Here is an 18,188-nt window from a genome sequence, read left to right as displayed (position 1 = left end):
CGGATTCTTTCTTTTCTAACAATTTAAGGTAAAATTACCAGATTTTTATTCTGTCCTGAGGAGCTTTATATAATTTGTCTCCCGGTTTGATATCAAATGCTTTGATGAATGAGTCCTGATTAACCAATGGTCCAAAAGCCCTGAACATTCCCGGAGAGTGTGGATCTGTTTTCACCTGGTTGATCATATACTGATCGGTAGCTTTAGTTCTCCAGACCGTAGCCCAGCTCATGAAGAATCTCTGATCCTGAGTGAATCCGCTGATCTTTCCTGGGTTTCCTTTGTCTTTTAAATACATCTGAAGCGCATCGTAAGCCACTGCTACTCCACCTAGGTCTCCTATGTTTTCACCGCTTGTAAATTTCCCGTTCACAAAGCTTCCTTTTACAGGTTCGTAAGCGCTGTACTGAGCGGCTAACTGTCCTACTTTTGCATCAAAGTTTTTACGGTCTGCATCCGTCCACCAGTTGTTAAGGTTACCATCTCCATCGAAACGTGAACCGCTGTCGTCAAATCCGTGAGAAATCTCGTGACCGATAACGGCACCAATACCGCCAAAGTTTACTGCTGCGTCAGCTTTAGGGTTATAGAAAGGCGGTTGAAGAATCGCTGCAGGGAATACAATTTCGTTGTTTGATCCACTGTAGTAAGCATTTACCGTTTGTGGAGACATTCCCCATTCTGTTTTGTCAACAGGTTTTCCTACTTTATCTAAACTTCTCTGATACTGCCATGCTGCAACATTCTGAAGATTAGAATATAATGTAGCACCTTCTTTTGGTGATTCTACTTTCAACTGAGTATAATCTTTCCATTTATCCGGATAAGCAATTTTCACGGTAAACTTGGATAGTTTTTCCTGAGCTTTTACTTTGGTTTCAGGAGACATCCAGTCTATGTTTGCAATGTGTGTTTTGAATGATTTTAAAAGATAATCAATATACGTTTCCATCTGCTTCTTAGCTTCAGGAGTGAAGTATTTGTCAACATACAGTTTTCCGAAAGCTTCTCCCAGAACACCATTGACAAGGGTAAGCCCTCTTTTGTTCATCGGACGCTGTTCTTTTTGTCCCTGTAAATATTTAGCATAGAAATCGAACCTGATCTGCTCTAAATTGTCATCCAGGTTGCTTGCATTTCCGTTGATGATATGGTATTTCAGATAATCTTTCAGTAAAGGAAGGTTTTTCTGGGTAATGAACTGATCCATGTTCTGGTAGTATTTCAGTTCGCCGATGATCACTCGGTCTGTATTTACTCCTGCATCTTTCAGATATTTGGCAAGGTCAACATTTTTCACAAGCCCTGATAATTCTGATACGTTTTTAGGATTATATCTTAAATTGGCATCTCTGTTCTGCTCTAAAGTCAATAAATAATTGGCCAGCTGTTTTTCAAAATCTACCACATTCTGTGCAGCCTGAGTCGTATTTTTATATCCTAAAACTCCGAATAACTTTCCAACATAAGTCTGATATTCCGCCAGGGTTTTAGTATTGGCATCGTTTACTTTCTGATAGTAATCTCTTCCTAATCCTAAATCCGGACCGCCAAGATACACCGCGTTCATCTTTGAATTCTTCATATCAGCACCTACTCTCCATCCGTAGAAAGAGTTGTCACCTAACCTTGTAGCTTCCAAAAGGTATTTCTGAAGATCGCCCAGACTTTTAATAGCATCTACTTTGGCAAGATCAGCTTTGATAGGAGCGAGACCTTCTGCATTTCTCTTATTGGTATCCATAAAAGAGGCATACAGATTCTGGATTTTCTGTCCTTCTGATCCTGCAGGATATGATTCTGTAAGAATTTTGTTTAAGATATCTAATGAAGCATCATCCACATTTTCTCTCAACGCATTGAAAGATCCCCAGTTTGCTTTATCGGAAGGAATCTGAGTCGTTTTCACCCAGTTTCCATTCACATAGCTAAAAAAGTCATCTTGTGGACGGACACTGGTATCCATATACGATAAATTGATTCCCTCTTCTTTTGCTTCTTCTTTTACCGGTTCAGCCACTTTTGCTGTAGCTTCAGTTTTATTGTCTGTCCCTGCATTCTTAGCAGCACCACACGAATTAAGAAATACAATACCCGAAAGAGCAAGTATTCCAATATTTAGCTTTTTCATTAAAGATAATTTTTGATTTTACACAAACTTATCAAATATACAAACTTTAATGATATGTAGTGAATGATAATTGATATATGGTGAAAAGTGAAAATTCAATGTTTAATGTTTAATGTTTAATGTTTAATGTTTAATGTTTGAAGTTATTACGTATAGAACCACCCCGTCAAAAATTCTTTGAATTTTTGCCACCCCTCCGGGGGAGGGGAATGATGGAAGCCGTTATTGTAAAAATTGTCCCTCGATTGCTTATCAAAGAACTTATTACTTATTACTTATTACTTATTACTTATTACTTATTACTTATTACTTATTACTTATTACTTATTACTTATTACTTATTACTTATTACTTATTACTTATTACTTATTACTTATTACTTATTACTTATTACTTATTACTTATTACTTATTACTTATTACTTATTACTTATTACTTATTACTTATTACTTATTACTTATCACTTATTTTCCCTAAAACCCATTCCCTGCAACCTATCATCCATCACCTGCTACCTAAAAAAAATAAAACCGCCCATTGCTGAGCGGTTGTTATTGTTACCAGATTTTGATTCTGTCTTCCGGAGCTTTGTAAAGTTTGTCTCCTTGTTTCACATCGAATGCTTTGTAGAAAGCGTCAACGTTGATAAGTGGACCAAAACTTCTGAAATATCCTGGTGAGTGTGGATCAGTTTTTACCTGATTTACCATATATTTCTCACTTGATAATGTTCTCCAAACGGTTGCCCAGCTTAAGAAGAATCTCTGATCCTGAGTGAATCCGCTGATTTTTCCTGGGTTTCCTTTGTCTTTTAAGTACATCTGAAGAGCGTCATAAGCGATATTTACTCCACCTAAGTCAGCGATATTCTCACCGTTTGTGAAAGTACCGTTTACAAAAGTTCCTTTTACAGGCTCGTATTTGTCATACTGAGAAGCAAGAGCTTTGGTTGCTTTTTCAAAGTTTGCTTTATCTTCCGGAGTCCACCAGTCTACTAAGTTACCGTCCGCATCGAACTGTGCTCCTGAATCATCAAATCCGTGGCTCATTTCGTGGCCGATAACCGCACCGATACCTCCGAAGTTTACAGCAGCATCAGCTTTAGGGTTAAAGAATGGCGGCTGAAGGATCGCTGCAGGGAATACAATCTCGTTGTTTACCGGGTTGTAATATGCATTTACAGTTTGTGGAGTCATTCCCCATTCTGTTTTATCTACCGGCTTGCCAATTTTAGCTAAGTCTTTGTTATATTGCCATTCGGTAATATTCTGAAGGTTCTGATATAGGTTTCCTCCTTTAGCTTCCGAAACGATATTTAATTTTGAATAGTCTTTCCACTTGTCCGGATAAGCCACTTTTACAGTAAACTTGTTCAGCTTCTGCATTGCTTTTTCCTTCGTGGTTGAAGACATCCAAGATAAGTTGTTGATGTGAACAGCGAAACTTTTCTTTAAATAGTCGATCAATTCTACCATCTGAGCTTTTGCTTCAGCAGGGAAATATTTCTCAACATATAATTTTCCGAAAGCTTCTCCCAAAGTACCGTTGATCAATTCAAATCCTCTTTTGTTAAGAGCTCTTTGTTCCTGTTGTCCTCTAAGGTATTTACCATAGAAAGCAAATTTCATGTTTCCTAAGTTTTCGCTTAAGTAAGAAGCACTTCCATGGATCATGTGGAATTTCAGATAATCCTTGATTACAGGAAGATTCTGAGCATTTACCAATTTATCGAAGTTCTTATAGAATCCTAATTCGCTGATAATTACTTTGTCAGAATTTACGCCTACTTTTTTAAGGTAACCCGGAAGGTCAACATTTTTTACCAAAGCAGAAAGTTCAGCCATCGTCTTAGGATTGTACTGAAGCGTATTATCACGGCTCTGCTCGTTGGTCAGGTAAGTTTGCGCGATGCTTTTTTCATAATTAACGATACCTTTTGCTGCTTCATCAGCATTTTTGTATCCTAATTCTTTTAGCATAGAAGCTACATATTTCTGATACTCAGCAATAGCTTCGGTATTTTTTTCGTTTACTTTCTGATAGTAATCTCTTCCTAAACCTAGAGAAGCATTACCCAGGTAAACTGCATTCATTTTAGAATCTTTAAGATCTGCATCTACTCCCCATCCGTAGAAAACATTTTCACCTTCTTTCGTTACAGAAGTAAGGTAATTCTGAAGATCAGCCATATTTTTAATAGCGTCAATCTTGTTCAGGTTTTCCTGGATTGGTTTAATTCCATCAGCATTTCTCTTCTGCATGTTCATATAAGTAGCATACAGATCCTGAATTTTTTTCCCTTCGCTTCCGTCAGCAAATTTATCTTTAAGAAGAGAATTCAGGATGGTCATGGAATTGTTATCCGTATCCTCAGCCAGTTTGTTGAAGCTTCCCCAAGTTGGTTTGTCAGATGGAATTTTGGCAGTTTTCATCCAGGTTCCACTTACATAGTTGTAAAAATCATCCTGAGGACGTACTGAAGTGTCCATCAAGCTAAGGTCTAAGCCTTTATCTGTGTTATTCACTGCTACTTTAGCAGTTTTTGCTTGTGCGCTCATCGTAGTCTGAGTGCAGATCCCTGCTATTAAAAACAAAGAAAGCGTTATTTTTTTCATTATGATAACAATTTTTAGAATATGTATGATTTATTTCGGATTTGTTACTTGAATATGAAAACAAATTTAAATAAATATCATGAAAGTATCCTAAGTGGGAAATTGGGAGCAGGAAGCTGAAGGTTATGGAAGTCATAAAACAACCTCCAGCTACATGATCACATTTTTTTAGTCCAAACTTTACTGGAAAAATCAGACAATAGGAGGCAGAAGCTGGAAATTATAAGAATCGTAAAAAATGATAACTGAGAAAACAACCTCCAGCCTCACTCTTCCAGCCTCCAAACCTCATTAAGAAGTTGCTATCTCTTTTACATTCCCGGTTCTTTTCAGGAATCCCCAGGACTGCATTTCGCCTTTCAGTGCTTTTCTTAAACTTTTAAATAATACAATATACATAAGCCATCTGTACCCGAATCTCTGCGGAATAATATACAGGAGATTGATCAGTTTTTCCCGCTGTATGATAAATGCTACTAATGCTAATGAAGCATCCACCAAAAGGAAGATCAGATAATAGGTGAATATTTTGTCTCCGTTTCCGGACAAGATTCCAAAGAACATAATCACATCTGCCAATGGCGAGAAAAATGGGATGATGTATTGGAATAATAAAATATTCGGCATTGCCCAAAGTCCCAATCCTTTATATTTGGGGTTAAGGAAAGTCTGTCTCTGTTTCCAGAACATCTGCATGATTCCGTAGGTCCAGCGGAAACGTTGTTTTAAAAACTGTTTTGTGGTTTCGGGAGCTTCTGTTACTGCTATTGCTCTGTTTTCGTTCGCAACAGTATATCCGGCTTTTAATATTTTCACCGTAATATCACAATCTTCTGCCAGCGTATCGGATGAATAACCTCCTGTTTCAATGATCACGGATCTTCTAAATGCTCCGATAGCTCCCGGAATAACCGTAATCGCATTGATATGAGCATATGCCAGCCTGTCAAAATTCTGACTTGTTGTATATTCTATAGCCTGCCATCTGGTAAGCCAGTTGACTCTGTTTCCTACTTTTACATTTCCTGCTACCGCGGCTATTTTTTCTTCCGCACTTGAATTTAAAAATCTTGCAATAAGATATTTCACGGCATCCTGCTGTAATTTGGTATCGGCATCAATACACACTACATATTCTGCATCAGTCTGTGATATCCCAAAGTTCAGAGCTGTGGCTTTTCCACCGTTTTCTTTGGTGAAAATTTTCAGTTTCGGATGATTGGGGAATGCTTCCAATGCTTTTTCATAAGTAGAATCTTTGCTACCGTCATCTACCATAATGATATTAAAATTAGGATAAGTCTGCTTCAATAAGTTCTGCAGGGAAGACACAATATTCACTTCTTCATTATAAGCAGGAACAATGATGGAAACTTTCGGATAAGATTCCAGAACAGGAAATCCGCCCAGTTTTTTCTCTTTTTTTCTTTCTTTAAATGCCCAGTATGCCATCAGCGATAATCTGATCAATCCTAACACAATGAAAATGGTAAATAAAGCAACCAGGAAGTGGCTTATTCCATAGATAACCGTTGCCAACACAAGGTTCAGCTGCATGATGTAATACGATCTCGTTTTAGGAACTTCAGGCATTAGTTCGCTTCTGCTTTTGTGCAGAATATTGGTCAGATTGGTAAAATGATAGCCTTGTTTCTGAAGCGTCGGGATCAGAATTTTTAAAGCTTTTACTGTTTCCTCTCTGGTATCTCCGCCTGCATCATGAAGAAGAATGATATTCCCTCTCTGCTGTTTGATTCCGGCCATTACACGTTTTACAATCTCATCTGCTTTTATTCCCGGCTGCCAGTCTTCCGGGTCTATATTTTCCCCTATATCAAGATAGTTTTGTTGTCTTGCCAACGCTACCGGAATAATCTCTTCTGAAGTGGTAGGTTCAGAGTCTGCGTTGTATGGTGCTCTGAACAGAATGGTACTGTGACCTGTGATACATTCGATCAGCAGTCTTGTCAGTTTCATTTCCAGCAAAGCTCTTTCCGGGCTTACTTTTGCCACATTCTCATGGGTAAAAGTGTGATTTCCTATTTCATGTCCTTCCCGATAAATTCTCTTTACAAGCGGAAGGTTTTTTTCTGCATTTAATCCTACCAGAAAGAAGGCTGCCGGAACGTGGTATTTGGACAGAATATCCAATACCTGTGGTGTATACGTTTCATCCGGACCATCATCAAAGGTAAGAACGAGCTCTTTCTGAGGAGCACTTCCGTATTTTTTCACTTCGTAAGAACTTGGGTAAGTGATATAATTTTCGTCTGTGATAATTTTCTCTTTCGGATCGATTTCAAGTGCAATTTTTCCGTCATGAGGGGTATTCAGAACATCCAGTACTTCTCCATCTCCGATGTAATCCACCATGGTCTGCCCTTTTACATTTTCAAGCGATTTCAAATTCATTTTGGAAAGTCCGGCGAAAGTGAGATCTTTATCATAAAAATTCCATACTCTGCTGTCTTCACTTCCCAGTCTCCAAAGCGCTGTTCCGGCTAGAGGATATTCTGAAGAGAAACGCATTGTGTTGAAAATAGAAGCCGCATCATTGAAAAATACAGTGTGGGTTAAATTTTTAGAATCGGTGTAAGAATAATTTAGATTAAAGGTATTATCATTAAAATCAATAACCGCTTTACTTGCACTGGCTTTTGTAATCGCCTGCATGTAAGTAACGGAGGTGTTATCATCTTTATTGGAACTCCAGTCATACCCATACGCTCCTAATCCAAGAATGATTTTTTGCGGAGAAGTTTGTTTTACGATTTTTCCCGTCTGCTCTTCAATCCATTTCTGAGAAGAAACCGGACCGGCATCACTTCCTGCGGAATACTCATCATACGCCATCAGTACAAAGTAATCTACATAAGGATTCAGTCTTGGGATATTGTAATCATCATTATCCGTCATGATATCCATAGTCACCAGCAACTGATTCTTTTTGAAAGTCTCTGAAAGTTCTTTCATAAAAGCAATCAGATTATCATCAGAATTGAGGTTCATATCCTCAAAGTCAATATTAATTCCTTTGAAATGATATTTTAGACATTGTTGGGTGATTTTTTGAATCAGATGGGTTCTTTTCTGCGGATCGTTCAGAACTTTTACCAGCCCTTCTGAACGGAATTCTCTGTCTGAGTTATTACTCAACATGGGCATGGCTGCAACCCCTGTTCTTTTGATCACTTTATATCCTTCCGGATCTACATTGGTTTTCAGATCACCTGTTTTGGGATCAAGAAAAAACCATTCAGGGAACACAAGATTGACATGTCTGATATTTCTTTTCAGAGACATCAGCGACTGAGGATCCCACGCAACATAAAATGCAGAACGGATTCCTCCCGGAAACTGAGCCCAGTTTCTGTTCTGATTTTTATATCTTTCTGCTCTTGCTTTCTCGATTTTGTCGAGATTGGTATGAATTGTTTTTTCAGAAATAAAGCTTCTGAAACCTTTATATTCCTTTGAAATTTTATTCTCCTGAAGGTAAGGTTTATTGGCTGTAATTACCGCTTTATAATCTTCTTTAAAAGGTATTTTAGGACTTCTGTCCAGAGTCATCATCAGACCTAAAGCAAGCAGAAGCAGTATTCCTATAAAAATAAAAACACGGCTTCCCCACTGTACACTTTTCCAGCGTTTTTTACTGCTGGTCTGAAAAATCTGTTTGGAATTTTCCACGATTTTTGAAATTTATTGAAGGGCTTTCAAAAAGCGTGAAAAACTGTATGAAAATTAATTAAAAAAAAATTAAAAAAACAGGCTCGTATTTAACTGTTTACAAGAAGACTTACCAAATCCTGAATCACTTTTTGGGAAACAAAATCCATGAAGTCTACTCTTTCCAGATGAGGCATGTATAATTTGGAGGTTACTTCCTGATCATTGATCCTGATCGTATAGTAAACCGTTCCTACATCTTTACCATCTTCTCCTTTTCCCGGTCCGGCAACGCCTGTTGTAGAAAGGGAGATATGGGTTTCAAACAATTGCTGGCATCCTTTCGCCATTTCCTGCGCCACCTGTTCGCTCACCACAGTGAACTCATTAACGGTTTCTTTGGAAACATTTAAAATTTTAATCTTTTTCTCTGTGGCATAGGCTACCATTCCACCAAGGAAATATTTTGAACTTCCGGAAACCGAAGTGATCATTTTGGCCAGTTCGCCTCCTGTACAACTCTCTGCCGTAGAAATCGTCAGATTCCTTTCGGTGAGCATTTCTGCCAGAATATTTTCAATTTTATCTTCAGATACTGCGATCACATCACCTTCTACCAAAGGAAGTAATTTCTGGATTTCTTCTTCTGTCCTTTGTTTCAACTGTTCTTCATTCTCACCGGAAGCCGTCAGACGAAGCTTTACACGCGTTCCTACCGGAAGATAAGAAAGTGCTATATTTTCAGGAAGTGCCAGCTCCCAGTCTTCAATTTTGTCTGCAAGAATGCTCTCAGGAATTCCCACCACAGAAACAATTCTGGTATGGATATAATGAAGACTGAATCTTTGCTGTAAATAAGGAATGATCTGATCCTTAATCAGTGGTTTTACTTCGTAAGGAACTCCGGGAAGACTGTAGCACAATTTTCCATCCTGCTCCATCATCATGCATGGTGCTGTTCCGTAATGGTTTTGAAAAACGATGGATTTCGTAGGTACAAAAGCCTGTTCTTTGTTTCTCTCCAGAATATCTGCCCTTCCCCTTCTTTCCATATAGCCTTTCAAATGATTGAAGGTTACCTCATCCAAAGCAATTTCATCATCGAAATACTCTGCCATTGCTTTTTTCGTTTTATCATCTCTGGTTGGCCCGAGTCCTCCTGTTGTAATGACTAAATCACCTGTTTCAAAGGCCGTGCTCAATGCATTTTTAATGGTTTCAATTTCGTCTGAGATGGTAAGAATCTGAATAACTTTTATTCCTATATTTTTAAGTTCAGTTGCGATAAAATTAGAATTGGTATCTACCGTATTTCCGGAAAGGATTTCATCCCCGATAGTAATCAGAACAGCTTTTTCCATATATCTTTTTGTTGAAAAAAATTCTATGCAAATGACGGAAAATTCTACGGCAGCGGCAATATAAATTGATTTTTTCTATTTTTGCCTGAATTATCAAAAACTACAAGAAGAATTATGTCTAAATATGATGATGCTTCATGGCATTATGGTGGTGATTTTCCGGAAGGACTTCCTCAGAAAAACGGGGCAACACATACAGGAATGTTCCTGAACTGGTGTATTCACAACGATCTGATCTCCGATGAACTGAAAGAAGATGCTGCAGAAGAAATAGAAAAAGTAAAACGAAGAGAAATGACCGGAGCAGAATTTGTTATGGATTCCTGCGACGGAAAATTTTCTGAATATGATCTGAATGAACTGGGAAATCTTTTTGCCAAAGACTATTATGCAGACGACACAGATTTCGGGAACAGATACAGTTCATTTGCTGATGATTACGTAAATATTTTTGATGCTAAAGCAGAAGAAAACGACTACGAATATGAGACCTTCTACCATATCGAGGATACTTATGAAAACTACGATCTGATGAAACAGGTGATTGATCACCGTTTTGAAGAATGGAAAGAATACATTAATAGCTAATAATGAAAAGATAAAATCGCAAAACGGCTGATTTACAAATTGACCCTTTTGCGATTTTGTTTTTTTACTAATTATGCTTTACCCAGATCAGTTCATCGGTATTATAGCCGATTTTTTTTGCTTTCTGAATGAAACGCTGGCGGATGCTTTCAGGAATATTGGTAGTACGGGAAAGTATCCACAAATATTTTAAACTGCTTCCAGCTACCAGAGCATATTGATAGTCTTCATCAATATCTATGACGTTATAACCCGCCCATATCGGTTTAAAAAATGAAACTTTAAGACGTGCTTCTGTCGGGTCTTTTACAAATTTTGCCTCCCCAATAGATTCATTCCATACTTTTTTAACGTAATCATACCCTTTATTTCTGACCTGAACTGTTCCATCCGGATTCTCTGTATACTCTGCAGTAACATTATCCATATTTTTCTCGAACCTGTAATCAAAACGGGCGATCTCATACCATCTGCCCAGATATTTTTTAAGATCAAAATTCTTTACCGCAGATGCTCCTCTGGGAATCCTTACAGAATAGGAATTGAAAATGATAAGCCCCAATGCTCCTAAAGAAACGGGAAGTATAATTTTATGAATAGTTTTCATGACAGAAAGATTTTGTGTGGTTGTTATAAAAACGTCAAAAATAATGCCTTAAGTCTGTTAAGGTACAATAAATTCTATGAAAATACTTTCAGGAAATTATCTTTAAAGCTTCCTGAAACCTCAATTTCTGTATCGTCAGACAACATCACTGTTCCGCTTTTGTGATAGGATTTTACAAAACCTGTATTGATAATATGGGAACGGTGAACCCTCACAAACGGGTTTTCCAGAAGGTCATCAAAGTGCTTCAGAAAACGGCACACCATCTTCTTTGTACCATCTGTAAGATATACCTGAGTAAAATTTCCATCCGCCTGAAGTCTTACGATATCTTCGGTCTTTACTACATCAAATCCCTGTAAAGTTGGTAAAATCAACTGCTGTTTTTCAGGTTTTAATTTCAGGTTTTCAAGAAGAATCTTATTCCGGTTGAGTTCCTCTTTTTTCTCAAGACTTTCCGCTACTTTATTCACCGCCAGAATCAGTTCCTGAATATCGATAGGTTTTAAAATATAATAGCTTGCTGATTTATTTAAAGCCTGTAATGAATATTGAGAAAATGCAGTAATAAAAATGGTTTCATAGGAGAAATCTTTGGTAGCTTCCAGCACGTCAAAGGCATTACCAAAAGGCATTTCTACGTCCAGAAACACCAGTTGAGGCTGTTTTTCAGTGATTAACGGAACAGCTTCTTTGATATTTTCAGCTTCACCCAGAATTTCCACCTGCGGGCAGTATTTGGTCAGATAGTTTCGCAAGACTTCTCTTGCTATGATTTCATCGTCAACAATAACAGCTTTTATTTTCATGTGAACAAATATTAAGTGGCAGGTAACAGATTGCAGATGCAAATTAGTGATATTTAAGCAATCATACAATCGTTCCAAAACTTACAACCTCCGTAATTCCGGCTAGGCAAGATTCATCCGGATAGTCACCAAAACTCCACTGTTATTTTCTTTATCCTTTATGGAGCACGTGATCTCTTTTTTGTAGAGATCATTCAAAAGCTGAATTCTTTCCAGCGTATTTTTCATTCCTCTTCCCTCTCTCATTTTCTGGTGCTGGGTTTTCTGCTTTTTACTTTCTTCAATACCTATTCCGTTGTCTTCAATAAGGATGTTCAGATGAGATTCACTTTTCGCAAAGCTTAATTTTAAAAATCCTTTTTCAGCTTTGTAACGGAGTCCGTGCCAGACCGCATTTTCCAGAAACGGCTGTATCAGCATTCCCGGAACTTGCAGATTTTGCATATTCAGATTTTCATCTGCCTCAATTTCATAATCGAATTTATCGGCAAAACGTGTTTTTTCCAAAGCCAGATAATTCTGAAGAAGATCAAGCTCCTGCTGAAAAGGAATAAAATCTTCTGTGGAATTTTCCATTACACCGCGCATCAGTTTGGAAAATTTGGTCAGATACTGATTCGCTTCCAGTTCATTATTGGTAGCTATAAAATGGTTGACACTATTTAAGCTGTTAAAAATAAAATGAGGATTCATCTCACGACGCAGCGACTGCAGGGCAATTTTTTTATTTTTGGTCTGAACCTTTTTCAAAGTTCTGAAAATAAAAATGATTAATCCTGTCAGCAAAATCAAAGCTCCGATCAGACTGTAATTAAAGACATTCTTCTTTCGTATAAGTTCGTCTTTCAACTCTTTTTCTTTTTCCAGCTGTGAAATTCGCTGTTCTGTATCTTCCAGAATTTTATTATCAACCAGGCTTCTGTCTTTGGAAACAAGATTCGGAAGTTTTCCCAAAAAATCTCTGTACAATTGAACTGAAGCATCTACATTTCCTGAAATCGCATACAGACTGTCCAGTTTTTTTACACTTCTCTGTGCTTCCAGTGTATGACCTTTATCCAAAGCAATTCCGTAGGCATTTTTCAAAAGGTCCACAGCTTCTTTAGGATCATTCTTTTTAATATAGATATCGGCCAATTCCTGAATCTGGTTAACTTTCTCCTGTGAGTTTTCTTTCACAAAATCCTCCTTCAGAACTTTCTTTTTGGCTTCAATCGCTTTCTCAAAGTTTTTGTTTTCCACATAAAGATCTGCCAGTTTCTGATTAATGGCAAGCGCTTGCTGAGGAGCTTCTTTTTTAGAAATTTTATAGGCTGTATTCAGGTTTTCTTCGGCACTGGAAATGTCCTTTTGTTTCAAATTCACATCTGCAAGCTGGCTGTAACTTTCTGCAAGATCGCCTTGCTCATTTTCCTTTTTAGTCAGATTGATATTATTCTGGATTGCTTCTGCTTTAAGCTCCGGTGTAGGTGAAGAAAGTCTTGCTACATCATTAGCATTAACAGCTTTACTTTTTTCGCTGTAACTCATCTGTGCGGCCATGCTGTAATTGCTGATCGCAGGCGTTATTTTATTCTGCTTTTCCTGTGACTGGGCTAATCTTCGGGTTGCTTTCTCGATATTGGGTTTATCATTGAGTTTTTCATACAGCTTTTTCGCTCTTGTGTAATACTCTTCACTTTTGGGAAAGTTTCCGCTATTGAAAAATGTTTCTCCAATATTATAATAAGAATCTGCCTGGGCAGGTTCATTTTTCTTGTCCATTGCTTTTTTCAGCTTCTTCGTTTCTACCTGCACTTCTTCCACAGCAGCCGCGCTGTTGGTAGTAGTTTGGGAATGAATTATATTTCCCAAAAGCATAAGTAAAAAGATTGTAAAGAGTTTAAGCATTTTCATAAAACAAAGATATACATATATATAGTCTGCTCAAAAACTATTCACCAAGTGAAGTTTCCCTTTCACCAAGTTGAGTTTTTGATACTCTGACTATAAAATGATTTTTTGGAAATAAAGAGAAGAACACCCGTTAGGTATTTAAGCAAGTCTCTGGATTTTATGAATGGTTGAAAAGAATATTTTTCAAAATAATTCTTTTTTCTCAAGGTTCACCAAGTGAAAACTCCATTTCACCAAGTCTCCCGGAATCTGGTTTCTGATCAGTGTAATTTTACATCAGAATTAAAAATTTAAAAACAGGAAATTATGAAATTGAAACATTTTTTATTAATCGGAATTTTAACCCTTGGAAGCTTTGTAAATGCTCAGGAAATAAAGAAAAATGCCATTGAAGTAACAGGCGTTGCCGAAATGGAAGTAGAACCGGATGAAATTATCTTCAGCATCGGGATAAAAGCTGATAATAAAAACGATCTGGCAGATAATGAAAAGAAATTATTTGATATTTTAAAAAACGCGGGAGTAAAGAACGAGGATATCAAGTTCAAAGCGATGTACCAGAATATCTATTCTAAAACGGCTAAGTTTTCAAAGAACTATCAGTTTAAAGCAGGTACAAAATCAAATCTCAGTAAAATATTTGAAGATCTGAATCAAAAATGGGTAGGTAATCTGAACATTGCAGAGGTAAAGAATACTAAAATTGCGGATTTCAAAAAAGCAGTGAAGATCAATGCTTTGAAAGCCGCTAAAGAAAAAGCTGACTACTTACTGGAAAGCATGGGTAAAAAGACAGGAAACGCTCTTGAAATTGTAGAGATCGAAGATTACACCAGTGATGTGATCATGCCTGCAGCTTATAAAGGAAGATCTTACGGTGTACAGGTGGAAATGGCTGACGCTCCTGTAGATTATTCTTTTGATAATATTGAAAATATCAAGTTGAAGTACAGCATCAAAACAAAGTACGAAATCCTTTAAAATAACAGATTTATGAAAGCTGCCTTTTGGGCAGTTTTTTTGTTTTGCACTATTGGGTTATTGACTTTCTGACTAAAGAAAAATACCTGACGATTTATTAAATCTGGTCAATGGTTGGAAGGCTTCGACTCCGCTCAGCCTGACACTCCTCACACTAGTGAAATTACATACCAGATCAATATTATTACACTAAATAAATAATCAGATCCTTCGTTTTTATCATCCACCAAGTGAAACCTTCCGTTCACCAAGTTTCCCGATTTTCAGCCTTAAATAGGGATAATTTTACTTCAGGAATTCAAAATAATAAATGATAAAATGCTATCACAACAAATAACCAATAAAAAATAACAATATGACCACGTTAAAAATCTTAGCACTTGCAGCAGGTACAGCTTTTTTAGGCACCGGTAATATTCCGGATAACCGCTCCAATAGTAATACTGACAATAAATTACCCGTAGAAAAAACGACATTGGTTCCGGTACACTCAACGGTAAAGGATAATAAAATTCAGGTCGCGCTTTTACTGGATACTTCCAACAGTATGGACGGACTGATTGATCAGGCAAAATCCAGACTATGGAATATTGTGAATACATTGACCACTCTTAAATACAACGGACAAGCTCCCCAGATTGAAATTGCCCTGTATGAATATGGCAATGACGGAATTCGTGATGAAAATTACATCCGTCAGGTCACTCCTCTTACTCAGGATCTCGATCTTGTTTCTGAAAAATTATTTGCCTTAAGAACCAATGGCGGCAGTGAATATTGTGGTGCAGTGATTCGGGATGCCTCTGCCAACCTCAACTGGGACAGTAATGAGAAAAGCATGAAGCTGATTTATATTGCAGGTAATGAAGCATTCGATCAGGGGAAAATAAATTATAAAGATGTTGTTTCGAAAGCAAAAAGTAAGAATATTTACACCAACACCATTTTCTGTGGAAGCAGGGAGGAAGGAATCCAGACTTCCTGGCAAAACGGAGCTTCATTAGGAGGTGGAAAGTATTTCAATATCGACAGCGACAGAAAGGTTCTTTATATTGAAACGCCTTATGACATCAGAATTTCAGAATTTAATGCAAAACTGAATGATACGTATATCTATTACGGAAATCATGGGTCTGAGTACAGACTTAAGCAGATCACACAGGATAAGAATGCAGAAGCACAATCAGCATCCAACTTAGTGGAAAGAACAGTTGCTAAATCTAAAAAGAATGCTTATAAAAATGACCATTGGGATCTGGTAGATAAAGCTGAAAAAGATGCAGGATTTATTGCCAATGTTAAAGAAAGTGAACTTCCTGCTGAATTGAAAGGAAAAAGCAAAGAAGAAATTCAAAAAACAATTGCTGCCAAATCAGCAGCACGAGATAAAATTCAAAAAGAGATCGAGGAACTTTCCAAAAAACGCCAGACTTATATAGATTCCGAAATGAAAAAACGGGGAACTGGTGATTCTGATGATCTGGGAAAAGCTATTGAAAGCTCTATTGTAGAACTTGCGAAAAAGAATGGGTATAGTTTGTAGTGTAAGCGGGTTGAGGCCCGCTTTTTTTTTACCACCCCGTCAAAAATTCTTTGAATTTTTGCCACCCCTCCGGAGGAGGGGAATTGAGCACTTTCCATTGAAATATAAGCTTACTCACGCAATCTTTTATTCCGAACGAATCAAAATAATCCTTATCGATTGTAATTTAAATTCATGGATTTTCTTAAAATTTTTGTACGCTTTATATCCGTAAAGTTTTAAACTTGAAATAAACAAAGATTCTAAAAACTTTTGTGACTTTTGTGGTAAAATAAAGCATCACCTACCAAATTGAAAATACCTTGACAACGGATGTTTTTTACCCTTCATAAACAAGGAAGCCATTTCCATTCCTGTAATTGAAAAAGTAATTCCGTTTCCTCCGAAACCCAGTACGAAGTAAGAATTTTTAAATTTTTCATGTTCACTGATATAAGGTAAACCATCTTTGGTTTCACCGAAAGTTCCTGCCCATACAAAATCTGTATAAAAATGATAGTCAGGTTTTATTTTCTTTAAATTTTTAAGGATTTCCTTTTCTTTTTTATACAATATGGCATCACGTTTTTCGGCATCATAAAAGTCTTCGTCTCCTCCTCCAATGAGAAGTCTTGCATCATCAGTAGTTCTCATGTAAAGGTAGGGGTCATCGGTATTCCAGACTAAAGTATTTGTGATATTTTTAAATTTGTCTTTATCTATTTCAGAAACGACAGCATAGGTACTTTTCAGGTTGACAAAGTTCTCTTTCAGCAGATTTTTACTTTCGTAGCCTATACAGTAAATGATTTTTTTTGCTTTAATCTCAAATCCACTGTCTACAGTAACCGTATTAAATCCTCTGTGCTCCTCCACTTTTACCATTTCAGTCTTATCAAATACCTTAAGCCCTTTCTTCACATTATGCATAAACAGTTCATGCGCAAATTGAAAAGCATCGATACTGGCGCCCTGTTCTGATACAATTCCACCGTAAGTATTTTCAAATTCAAATTTTTTCAGAATATCTTCTGCTTCCAGCCATTTTACTTCGAATCCGTTTTGTTTTCTGGCCTCACATTCTTTCATCAACCATTCTACATCTTTCTTTTTTGAAGCAAAATACAATGATTTCTTTCGTTTGAAACCTGCTTTAGATCCTATAATTTTTGTGAGTTTTTCTATTGTATCAATAGCATCACTGCAGGCTTTATAACTTAAGACAGCACCCTTTTCGCCTATTTTTTCTATCAGTTCATAAAGTGGAACATCTATTTCATACTGAAGCATTGAAGTTGTGGCAGAAGTACTTCCGTTACAAAGTTCTCTTTTATCAATAAGAATTGTATTATAACCATCTTCTATCATCTGATGAGCGATCAGACTTCCTGTAATACCGCCTCCTATGATGAGGACATCACATTCTTCGTTTGATTTTAATGAAGGGTAAGATGCTAATAATCCGTTTTTTAAAAGCCAGAAAGGTTCGTTTGATTTCAGATTCATATTGATATTTTCCATTTAAAATATCAACATTTATACCTTTTTTAACAATTATACATCAAATATTGGTGTAATTATTGTTATTTTTTTAAACTAAACCACCAAAAAATATTTATTATGATAACAATTATTCCAGAAGCTCCGGAGAATGTTGCAGCATTTAATGCAACGGGAGAAGTAACGAAAGAGGATTTTGAAAGATTGGTTATTCCGCGTGTAAAAGAGAAGGTAGAGCAATTCGGTGAACTGAACTATTTATTGTACTTGGATACCGATCTGGATAATTTTACTGTGGGAGCATGGCTTGAAGATTTGCTGTTGGGATTGAAAAATCTTACGAACTGGAATCGTTCTGCCATTGTAACAGACAAAGAAGGCATACGCGATTTCACCAGTGTTTTCAGTGTTCTGATGCCGGGAGAGTTTAAATCTTTCCCCAAAGAAAATTTATACAATGCCCTCTATTGGTGCAAAAATGGAGATGAGGTAGAGGCATAAACTTATCC

General features: G+C 37.0%; 12 protein-coding genes. 4 read left to right on the top strand and 8 right to left on the bottom strand.

Features of this window, described 5'->3' with window-relative positions; translation table 11 throughout:
• Positions 1–34: 34 nt before the first annotated feature.
• The 4 genes from DDF69_RS14850 to DDF69_RS14835 all read right to left on the bottom strand — a co-directional run bounded on the left by DDF69_RS14850 (position 35) and on the right by DDF69_RS14835 (position 9,776).
• Positions 35–2,131 (bottom strand): M13 family metallopeptidase, encoded by a 2,097-nt coding sequence (locus DDF69_RS14850; protein WP_114821454.1) that lies wholly within the window; start codon positions 2,129–2,131, stop codon positions 35–37.
• A gap of 557 nt (positions 2,132–2,688) precedes the next feature.
• The gene (locus tag DDF69_RS14845; protein WP_114821453.1) at positions 2,689–4,746 is read right to left on the bottom strand and encodes a M13 family metallopeptidase; all 2,058 of its coding nucleotides are present in this window, start codon (positions 4,744–4,746) and stop codon (positions 2,689–2,691) included.
• 291 nt (positions 4,747–5,037) lie between these two features.
• Complete coding sequence (locus tag DDF69_RS14840; protein WP_114821452.1) at positions 5,038–8,436, bottom strand: polysaccharide deacetylase family protein; 3,399 nt, start codon at positions 8,434–8,436, stop codon at positions 5,038–5,040.
• An 89-nt stretch (positions 8,437–8,525) separates the two neighbouring features.
• Positions 8,526–9,776 carry a CinA family nicotinamide mononucleotide deamidase-related protein gene (locus DDF69_RS14835; protein ID WP_114821451.1) on the bottom strand — a complete coding sequence of 417 codons (1,251 nt, stop codon included), beginning with the start codon at positions 9,774–9,776 and terminating at the stop codon, positions 8,526–8,528.
• A 114-nt stretch (positions 9,777–9,890) separates the two neighbouring features.
• On the opposite strand from DDF69_RS14835, the gene DDF69_RS14830 reads away from it, so the two are divergent.
• Positions 9,891–10,364 carry a hypothetical protein gene (locus tag DDF69_RS14830; RefSeq protein WP_114821450.1) on the top strand — a complete coding sequence of 158 codons (474 nt, stop codon included), beginning with the start codon at positions 9,891–9,893 and terminating at the stop codon, positions 10,362–10,364.
• 67 nt (positions 10,365–10,431) lie between these two features.
• On the opposite strand, the gene DDF69_RS14825 is transcribed toward DDF69_RS14830, so the two are convergent.
• The 3 genes from DDF69_RS14825 to DDF69_RS14815 form a co-directional block, all read right to left on the bottom strand.
• Entirely contained in the window at positions 10,432–10,971 is a 540-nt protein-coding gene (locus DDF69_RS14825; RefSeq protein WP_114821449.1) for a lipocalin family protein, read from the bottom strand.
• 74 nt (positions 10,972–11,045) lie between these two features.
• On the bottom strand, positions 11,046–11,780 hold the full coding sequence (locus tag DDF69_RS14820; protein ID WP_114821448.1) for a LytR/AlgR family response regulator transcription factor: 735 nt from the start codon (positions 11,778–11,780) through the stop codon (positions 11,046–11,048).
• Positions 11,781–11,882: 102 nt separating this feature from the next.
• Positions 11,883–13,640 carry a histidine kinase gene (locus DDF69_RS14815; protein WP_228412009.1) on the bottom strand — a complete coding sequence of 586 codons (1,758 nt, stop codon included), beginning with the start codon at positions 13,638–13,640 and terminating at the stop codon, positions 11,883–11,885.
• 342 nt (positions 13,641–13,982) lie between these two features.
• Between DDF69_RS14815 and DDF69_RS14810 the strand changes: the two genes are divergently transcribed.
• Positions 13,983–14,657, top strand: a complete 675-nt coding sequence (locus DDF69_RS14810; protein ID WP_114821446.1) for an SIMPL domain-containing protein — start codon at positions 13,983–13,985, stop codon at positions 14,655–14,657.
• 355 nt (positions 14,658–15,012) lie between these two features.
• On the top strand, positions 15,013–16,200 hold the full coding sequence (locus DDF69_RS14805) for a VWA domain-containing protein (RefSeq protein ID WP_114821445.1): 1,188 nt from the start codon (positions 15,013–15,015) through the stop codon (positions 16,198–16,200).
• A 279-nt stretch (positions 16,201–16,479) separates the two neighbouring features.
• On the opposite strand, the gene DDF69_RS14800 is transcribed toward DDF69_RS14805, so the two are convergent.
• The gene (locus tag DDF69_RS14800) at positions 16,480–17,700 is read right to left on the bottom strand and encodes an NAD(P)/FAD-dependent oxidoreductase (protein ID WP_228412007.1); all 1,221 of its coding nucleotides are present in this window, start codon (positions 17,698–17,700) and stop codon (positions 16,480–16,482) included.
• Positions 17,701–17,799: 99 nt separating this feature from the next.
• On the opposite strand from DDF69_RS14800, the gene DDF69_RS14795 reads away from it, so the two are divergent.
• Positions 17,800–18,180 carry an STAS/SEC14 domain-containing protein gene (locus DDF69_RS14795; RefSeq protein ID WP_114821444.1) on the top strand — a complete coding sequence of 127 codons (381 nt, stop codon included), beginning with the start codon at positions 17,800–17,802 and terminating at the stop codon, positions 18,178–18,180.
• Positions 18,181–18,188 lie beyond the last annotated feature (8 nt).

Origin of the sequence: Chryseobacterium sp. KLBC 52, assembly GCF_003347605.1 — a bacterium.
GTDB lineage: Bacteria > Bacteroidota > Bacteroidia > Flavobacteriales > Weeksellaceae > Chryseobacterium.
This window is presented reverse-complemented; position numbering and strand designations above follow the sequence as displayed.